Annotated in this window: 4 protein-coding genes, 1 tRNA gene and 2 rRNA genes (1 of these 7 cut by a window edge); all 7 read left to right on the top strand. The window is 42.2% G+C overall.

Annotation, left to right across the window (positions count from 1 at the left end; translation table 11 throughout):
• Window positions 1-17: 17 nt before the first annotated feature.
• The gene (ftsH, locus tag PYW32_RS00855; protein WP_016176207.1) at window positions 18-2,105 is read left to right on the top strand and encodes an ATP-dependent zinc metalloprotease FtsH; all 2,088 of its coding nucleotides are present in this window, start codon (window positions 18-20) and stop codon (window positions 2,103-2,105) included.
• 121 nt (window positions 2,106-2,226) lie between these two features.
• Window positions 2,227-3,117, top strand: coding sequence for an Hsp33 family molecular chaperone HslO (hslO, locus tag PYW32_RS00860; protein WP_016176208.1), 891 nt, complete (start codon window positions 2,227-2,229; stop codon window positions 3,115-3,117).
• On the top strand, window positions 3,118-4,116 hold the full coding sequence (gene dusB / locus PYW32_RS00865) for a tRNA dihydrouridine synthase DusB (protein WP_016176209.1): 999 nt from the start codon (window positions 3,118-3,120) through the stop codon (window positions 4,114-4,116).
• Window positions 4,117-4,218: 102 nt separating this feature from the next.
• Window positions 4,219-5,712, top strand: a complete 1,494-nt coding sequence (gene lysS / locus PYW32_RS00870) for a lysine--tRNA ligase (protein WP_016176210.1) — start codon at window positions 4,219-4,221, stop codon at window positions 5,710-5,712.
• A 641-nt stretch (window positions 5,713-6,353) separates the two neighbouring features.
• A 16S ribosomal RNA gene (locus PYW32_RS00875) occupies window positions 6,354-7,911 on the top strand.
• 74 nt (window positions 7,912-7,985) lie between these two features.
• Window positions 7,986-8,058 (top strand) — tRNA-Ala (locus tag PYW32_RS00880).
• A gap of 179 nt (window positions 8,059-8,237) precedes the next feature.
• Window positions 8,238-9,125 (top strand): 23S ribosomal RNA (locus PYW32_RS00885); it runs 2,027 nt beyond the window's last position.
• The 16S and 23S rRNA genes sit together here with 1 tRNA gene alongside, the layout of an rRNA operon.

Raw genomic sequence — 9,125 nt, forward strand, 5'->3', positions numbered from 1 at the left:
TGGCAAGGAGGGGCCGCATGAATAAAAAAAATAACGGAACAGTAAGAAATACCCTGTATTATGTGCTGGTCATACTGGCAATGGTCATGGTTGTTTACTTCTTCCTAGGGAATGGTGGAAACCAAACGCCTGAGATCGAATATTCTAAGTTCACTGAACAATTAGAAGAAGGCGAGATCAAAGAGTTTAAAGTGCAACCGGCAAATGGTGTCTATCGCATCACCGGTGAGTACAATGAAGAACAAAAGATCAATAATAATAATGGTTTAGCTGTTTTAGGCTCAACCCAATCAACCACTAAACGATTCACAACAATCGTTTTACCTAATGATTCAACTTTAAGCGAAGTTACTACGCTTGCAAGTGAGCACTCTGTCAAAACATCGATTGAAGAAGAATCAAGTAGCGGTATTTGGTTATCGTTATTGATTAGTTTCTTACCACTAGTTATCATCATTTTCTTCTTCTATATGATGATGGGGCAACAAGGTGGTGGCGGCGGTGGTGGCGGCCGTGTAATGAACTTTGGTAAATCAAAAGCCAAAGAAGCAGACAAAAAGGCCAACCGTGTGCGTTTCTCTGATGTAGCTGGAGCGGAAGAAGAAAAACAAGAATTAGTCGAAGTGGTTGAATTCTTGAAAGATCCTCGTCGCTTCTCTGAATTAGGTGCACGTATTCCAGCCGGTGTTCTTTTAGAGGGACCTCCCGGAACAGGTAAAACATTACTTGCGAAAGCCGTTGCTGGTGAAGCAGGCGTGCCATTTTATTCTATTTCTGGTTCAGACTTCGTAGAAATGTTTGTCGGTGTCGGTGCCAGTCGTGTACGCGATTTATTTGAAACAGCGAAGAAAAATGCACCAGCGATTATCTTTATCGATGAAATCGATGCAGTGGGTCGTCAACGTGGCGCTGGTATGGGTGGCGGACACGATGAACGTGAACAAACCCTTAACCAATTGTTAGTTGAAATGGATGGATTTGGTGGTAACGAAGGCGTTATCGTTATTGCTGCAACCAACCGTTCGGATGTATTAGACCCAGCGTTATTACGTCCAGGTCGTTTTGACCGTCAAATTCTTGTTGGCCGTCCCGATGTTAAGGGGCGTGAAGCTATTTTACGTGTGCATGCCCGTAACAAACCATTAGCAGATGATGTTGATTTGAAAGTGGTGGCACAACAAACACCAGGTTTTGCTGGTGCTGAGTTAGAAAACGTCTTAAACGAAGCGGCGTTAGTTGCTGCTCGTCGTAATAAAAAGAAAATTGATGCTTCTGATATTGATGAAGCTGAAGATCGTGTGATTGCTGGTCCAGCGAAGAAAGACCGTGTGATTAGCAAACGTGAACGTGAAATGGTTGCGTACCATGAAGCAGGACATACCATTGTTGGTTTAGTCTTGAGTCGTGCACGTGTGGTTCATAAAGTAACAATTATCCCTCGTGGTCGTGCCGGCGGATATATGATTGCTTTACCAAAAGAAGATCAAATGTTAATGACAAAAGATGATATGTTTGAACAAATTGTTGGTCTGTTAGGTGGACGTACAGCAGAAGAGATTATCTTCAACGTACAATCAACAGGTGCATCAAATGACTTTGAACAAGCAACAGCTTTAGCTCGTAGCATGGTAACTGAATATGGAATGAGTGACAAACTTGGACCTGTTCAATATGAAGGAAATCATCAAGTCTTTGTTGGCCGTGATTATGGTCAAACAAAAGCTTATTCTGAACAAGTAGCCTTTGAAATTGACCAAGAAGTTCGTGCTATCTTAATGAATGCACATGCGAAAGCGCGTGAAATCATTGAAGAATACAGCGAACAACATAAATTAATTGCTGAAAAATTATTAGAGTTTGAAACGCTAGATGCAAAAGCAATTAAATCATTGTTTGAAACAGGTAAAATGCCTGAAGGGTCAGAAAACAGTGACTTCCCAAGTGAAAAAGCGCAATCGTTTGAAGAAGCAAAACGTGCGTTAGAAGCGAAAGATGCGGAAAAACAAGCGGAAGAAAAAGCTGAATTTGAAGAGGCAAAAGATTACTTTGCGAATATTCGTGAAGAATCGAAAGCTGATACAGATAAAGACGATTCAAAAGAATAACAAGAAAGTAGGCTGTGACCGATGTCGCAGCCTCTTCTCTTGTTAAAAACCGTAAAGTTGAAAAAAGAAGAAGATACTAGTATGATTCACTAGTGAAAGAATGAAGGAGCGAAAACAACCCATGAAAGATTATTTAGTAAAAGCATTAGCATATGGTGGCTATGTTCGTGCCTATGCAATCAATGCAACCGCAGTAGTAGCAGAAGCACAACGTCGTCACGATACTTGGAATACAGCTTCCGCAGCCTTAGGTCGTTCATTAGTGGGCGGACTTTTATTAGGTGCAACCTTAAAAGGTGACGACAAAATGACGGTGAAAATCCAAGGTGACGGTCCTGCTGGCGCCATTATTGTTGATAGTAATGGTAAAGGCGATATCAAAGGATATATCCAAAATCCACATGTCAGTTTACCTTTAAATGATAAAGGAAAAATCGATGTACGTGGTGCAGTAGGAACCAATGGTGTCTTTACAGTCATTAAAGATTTAGGTTTAAAAGAACCATTTTCTGGTCAAACACCGATTGTTTCTGGTGAATTAGGCGATGACTTTACGTATTACTTAGCCGTTTCAGAGCAAATTCCATCTGCTGTTGGTTTAAGTGTTTTAGTGGATACCGATGATTCTATCAAAACAGCTGGTGGTTTTATGCTACAAGTGATGCCAGGTGCTAGTGATGAAGTGATTGACGCTTTAGAAGAACGTTTGAAACACTTGCCGAATGTTTCTTCCTTATTAGAAGAAGGAAAAACACCAGAAGATATTTTAGAAATTATCTTTGACGGTGAAGCAATTATGATTTTAGAAGATTCTCCAGTTCAATTTAACTGCGAATGTTCAAAAGAAAAATTTGCGACAGCCATCATTACTTTAGGAACAAGTGAAATTCAAGCGATGATTGATGAAGATCACGGAGCAGAAGCAGTGTGTTCATTCTGTGGTGAAAAATATTATTTTGATGAACCTGAATTGGAAGCATTAATCCAAGAAATTACAGGAGAGAAAGAATAGATGACACATACATGGAAAATTGGTAACGTAGAAATTCCGAATCGTGTCGTTGTTGCACCCATGGCAGGTATTTCGAATTCTGCCTTTCGAGTAACCGTGAAAGAAGCTGGGGCAGGATTAGTCGTTTGCGAAATGATTAGTGACCAAGGAATTCAAATGCGTAACAAAAAGACCTTAAGTATGTTACACATCGATGAAACGGAGCATCCGTTAAGTTTACAAATTTTTGGCGGCAATAAAGATTCTTTAGTAGAAGCGGCCCAATTTGTCGCTGAAAACACGACAGCAGATATTATTGATATCAATATGGGATGTCCAGTGAATAAAATCATTAAAGCCGAAGCGGGTGCGAAGTGGTTGCTTGATCCAGATAAAGTGTACGAGATGGTACATGCTGTTTCTTCAGCTATTGATAAACCTGTCACCGTGAAAATGCGGATTGGTTGGGATGAAGAACATGTTTTTGCTGTCCAAAATGCGCAAGCCGCTCAAGCAGCAGGTGCCGCAGCGATTGCCATGCATGGACGTACCCGTGTACAAATGTATGAAGGGCATGCCAATTGGGAAATTTTAAAAGAAGTCAAAGAAAACATTTCGATTCCGTTTATGGGAAATGGCGATGTTCGTACACCCGAAGATGCGAAGCGAATGTTTGAAGAAGTTGGTTGTGATGCAGTGATGATTGGACGCGCTGCTTTAGGGAATCCTTGGATGATTCGCCGAACCAAGCATTATTTAGAAACCGGCGAACTCATTGCTGAACCAACTCCACGTGAAAAAATCGAAACGGCGATTTTGCATTTTGATCGTTTGATTGATTTAAAGGGTGAAAAAGTAGCTTCTTTAGAATTCCGTCAACACGCTGCCTACTATTTAAAAGGAATCTCACGCGCAGCAAAAGTGAAAGCGGCGATTAATCAATCTGAAAATCGAGAAACGACCGTTCATTTATTAGAAGCATTTCTTGAGAAGGTCGAATCGCAACCTGTTAAAAGTTAATCATCTTAGAAAAATTCAAGTCGAAGGATAACTTCGACTTGCTTTTTTTTGTTAACATTGGCATTATAGAAAGGAAACATATCAGAGAACGGAGGAAAACTCGTGACAGAGGAACGACAAACACAAGAAGAATTAAATGACCAAATGCTGGTACGTCGACAAAAGATGGAACAATTGCGCGAAGAAGGTATCGATCCATTTGGCCAACGATTTGACCGTACCCATAATTCTGCCGAGTTGCATGAATTATTTGAACCACGTACAAAAGAAGAATTAAGTGAAATGGAACTGACAGCAAGTATTGCTGGACGTATCGTGACAAAACGTGGAAAAGGAAAAGCTGGTTTCGCACATTTACAAGATCGCGAAGGCCGCATCCAAATTTATGTACGTAAAGATGAAGTTGGCGACGAAGCATATGACGTATTTAAACATGCAGATTTAGGTGACTTCTTTGGTGTTACTGGACAAATTATGAAAACAAATACTGGTGAAGTATCGGTTAAAGCAAAAGAAATTACGATTTTATCAAAAGCTTTACGTCCATTACCAGATAAATATCATGGGTTAACAAACATTGAGCAACGTTACCGTCAACGTTACTTAGATTTAATTAGTAATCAAGAAAGTTTTGATCGTTTTACAAAACGCAGTCAAATCATCAGCGAAATTCGTCGCTATTTAGATGCGCAAGGTTACTTAGAAGTTGAAACGCCTGTATTACACAACCAAGCAGGTGGTGCGGCAGCTCGTCCATTCATCACGCATCATAATGCCTTGGATATGGATTTATATTTGCGTATTGCTTTGGAATTGCACTTGAAACGTTTAATCGTTGGTGGTATGGAAAAAGTTTATGAAATCGGTCGTGTGTTCCGTAATGAAGGAATTGACACAACACATAATCCTGAATTCACAATGTTAGAATGTTATACAGCGTATACTGATTACAAAGACATTATGGATTTAACAGAAGGAATTATTCGTCATGCTGCTGAAAAATCTTTAGGAACAGCACATCTTGTATACGATGGCCAAGAAATTGATTTAGCTTCTGCTTTCAATCGTGTGCATATGGTTGATGCAGTGAAAGAAAAGACTGGTGTTGACTTCTGGCAAGAAATGTCTGTGGAAGAAGCCCGTCAATTTGCAAAAGAGCACAATGTTGAAATTACCGATGCGATGAGTGTAGGACATATTATTAATGAGTTCTTCGAAACATTTGTGGAAGAAACTTTGCAACAACCAACATTTGTTTACGGACATCCTGTTGAAGTGTCTCCGCTAGCGAAGAAAAATCCGGAAGATCCTCGTTTCACTGACCGTTTTGAATTATTTATCGTTGGTCGTGAATTTGCAAATGCCTTTACGGAATTAAATGATCCAATTGATCAAAGAGAACGTTTTGAGGCACAAGAAAAAGAACGCGAAGCTGGAAATGATGAAGCACATGGTGTGGATGAAGATTTCTTAGAAGCGTTAGAGTATGGTATGCCACCAACTGGGGGATTAGGAATTGGAATTGACCGTCTAGTCATGTTATTAACTGACGCACAATCAATTCGTGATGTCTTATTATTCCCAACAATGCGTTAATACTATAGTAGAAAAAAGTTGCGGTTTTTTATCCGCAACTTTTTTTATTGGTTTTATGAGTATAAATAGTAGAAAAAAGACATTGTTTTTATCGAAAAGCGAACATTTTATTTGCATGTGTTTTTCAATAATCGGAAATGAAAAAAGTTTGAAAAAACACGATAAATTCATTGACCTTAAAGGATTTACTTGGTATATTATTACTTGTCCTAAACGACATCAAAAACTTTTGAAACTTTTGAAAAAAAGAGTTGACGAAGTAAATGACACATGATATTATAACAAAGTCGTCAAAACGAATTCAATTAAAACGTTGAGCTATCAATAAAAAAGATTGAAAAAATTGTTGACAAGTAACAATTCATTTGTTAAAATAATCAAGTCGCTGTCAAACGGCATTCAAGAATTTAAATTTCTTGAAAAAAACTTTTTTAAAAAATAGTTGACAAAAAAACGTCAAACTGTTATGATATAAAAGTTGCTAGAACAGCAAATGTAGACCTTTGAAAACTGAACAAAGCAAGCAAACGAACCAATTGTGTAGGACACTTCTACGAGGTAGAAGTTATACAACAAGCAAGCAAATAGCTAGCAAAGTTAATTTTTTATGAGCTTAACAATCGCAAGATTGTTTCAAATTTTTTTATGAGAGTTTGATCCTGGCTCAGGACGAACGCTGGCGGCGTGCCTAATACATGCAAGTCGAACGCTTCTTTTCCGCCGAACTTCGGTTCATTGGAAAAGAGGAGTGGCGAACGGGTGAGTAACACGTGGGTAACCTGCCCATCAGAGGGGGATAACACTTGGAAACAGGTGCTAATACCGCATAACGCTTTTTCTCGCATGAGAGAAAGCTGAAAGGCGCTTTTGCGTCACTGATGGATGGACCCGCGGTGCATTAGCTAGTTGGTGAGGTAACGGCTCACCAAGGCAACGATGCATAGCCGACCTGAGAGGGTGATCGGCCACACTGGGACTGAGACACGGCCCAGACTCCTACGGGAGGCAGCAGTAGGGAATCTTCGGCAATGGACGAAAGTCTGACCGAGCAACGCCGCGTGAGTGAAGAAGGTTTTCGGATCGTAAAACTCTGTTGTTAGAGAAGAACAAGGATGAGAAGAGAATGTTCATCCCTTGACGGTATCTAACCAGAAAGCCACGGCTAACTACGTGCCAGCAGCCGCGGTAATACGTAGGTGGCAAGCGTTGTCCGGATTTATTGGGCGTAAAGCGAGCGCAGGCGGTTTCTTAAGTCTGATGTGAAAGCCCCCGGCTCAACCGGGGAGGGTCATTGGAAACTGGGAGACTTGAGTGCAGAAGAGGAGAGTGGAATTCCATGTGTAGCGGTGAAATGCGTAGATATATGGAGGAACACCAGTGGCGAAGGCGGCTCTCTGGTCTGTAACTGACGCTGAGGCTCGAAAGCGTGGGGAGCGAACAGGATTAGATACCCTGGTAGTCCACGCCGTAAACGATGAGTGCTAAGTGTTGGAGGGTTTCCGCCCTTCAGTGCTGCAGCAAACGCATTAAGCACTCCGCCTGGGGAGTACGACCGCAAGGTTGAAACTCAAAGGAATTGACGGGGGCCCGCACAAGCGGTGGAGCATGTGGTTTAATTCGAAGCAACGCGAAGAACCTTACCAGGTCTTGACATCCTTTGACCACTCTAGAGATAGAGCTTTCCCTTCGGGGACAAAGTGACAGGTGGTGCATGGTTGTCGTCAGCTCGTGTCGTGAGATGTTGGGTTAAGTCCCGCAACGAGCGCAACCCCTATTGTTAGTTGCCATCATTTAGTTGGGCACTCTAGCGAGACTGCCGGTGACAAACCGGAGGAAGGTGGGGATGACGTCAAATCATCATGCCCCTTATGACCTGGGCTACACACGTGCTACAATGGGAAGTACAACGAGTTGCGAAGTCGCGAGGCTAAGCTAATCTCTTAAAGCTTCTCTCAGTTCGGATTGTAGGCTGCAACTCGCCTACATGAAGCCGGAATCGCTAGTAATCGCGGATCAGCACGCCGCGGTGAATACGTTCCCGGGCCTTGTACACACCGCCCGTCACACCACGAGAGTTTGTAACACCCGAAGTCGGTGAGGTAACCTTTTTGGAGCCAGCCGCCTAAGGTGGGATAGATGATTGGGGTGAAGTCGTAACAAGGTAGCCGTATCGGAAGGTGCGGCTGGATCACCTCCTTTCTAAGGAATAGTACGGAAACTACACATCGTTTGTCTTTGTTCAGTTTTGAGAGGTTTACTCTCAAAATTTATTTGGGGCCTTAGCTCAGCTGGGAGAGCGCCTGCTTTGCACGCAGGAGGTCAGCGGTTCGATCCCGCTAGGCTCCATTAACGACAATGGTCGTTAACGTTGTTCATTGAAAACTGGATATTTAAAGTAAAGAAATCAAAACAAACCGAGAACACCGCGTTGAATGAGTTTTTTAATAAGTTCAATTGCTTATTTTTCTTGATAAAACTTCTATCGCTAGAAGATCTTTATCAAAACCCAACCGTAAGGTTGATAAGGTTAAGTGAATAAGGGCGCATGGTGGATGCCTTGGCACTAGGAGCCGATGAAGGACGGGACTAACACCGATATGCTTTGGGGAGCTGTAAGTAAGCTTTGATCCAGAGATTTCCGAATGGGGGAACCCAACATCTTTTATAGGATGTTACTTATCAGTGAATACATAGCTGATAAGAGGTAGACGCAGAGAACTGAAACATCTAAGTACCTGCAGGAAGAGAAAGAAAATTCGATTCCCTGAGTAGCGGCGAGCGAAACGGGAAAAGCCCAAACCAAGATGCTTGCATCTTGGGGTTGTAGGACTCCGATATGGTAGTTTTTTCAGATAGTTGAATGACTTGGAAAGGTCAGCTAAAGAGGGTGAAAGCCCCGTAGACGAAATGTGAAAGACACCTAGGAGGATCCTGAGTACGGCGGAACACGAGGAATTCCGTCGGAATCCGGGAGGACCATCTCCCAAGGCTAAATACTCCCTAGTGACCGATAGTGAACCAGTACCGTGAGGGAAAGGTGAAAAGCACCCCGGAAGGGGAGTGAAATAGATCCTGAAACCATGTGCCTACAACAAGTTAGAGCCCGTTAATGGGTGATAGCGTGCCTTTTGTAGAATGAACCGGCGAGTTACGATTGCATGCGAGGTTAAGTTGAAGAAACGGAGCCGTAGCGAAAGCGAGTCTGAATAGGGCGAATGAGTATGTAGTCGTAGACCCGAAACCATGTGATCTACCCATGTCCAGGTTGAAGGTGCGGTAAAACGCACTGGAGGACCGAACCCACGTACGTTGAAAAGTGCGGGGATGAGGTGTGGGTAGCGGAGAAATTCCAAACGAACTTGGAGATAGCTGGTTCTCTCCGAAATAGCTTTAGGGCTAGCGTCGAAGTTGAG

This window comes from Enterococcus saccharolyticus subsp. saccharolyticus (assembly GCF_029023825.1).
Lineage (GTDB): Bacteria > Bacillota > Bacilli > Lactobacillales > Enterococcaceae > Enterococcus_F > Enterococcus_F saccharolyticus.

Bases quoted from the DNA above. Each gene is read 5' to 3' on its own strand.
- dusB (WP_016176209.1), top strand. From the start codon at position 3,118: ATGACACATACATGGAAAATTGGTAACGTAGAAATTCCGAATCGTGTC.
- hslO (WP_016176208.1), top strand. From the start codon at position 2,227: ATGAAAGATTATTTAGTAAAAGCATTAGCATATGGTGGCTATGTTCGT.
- ftsH (WP_016176207.1), top strand. From the start codon at position 18: ATGAATAAAAAAAATAACGGAACAGTAAGAAATACCCTGTATTATGTG.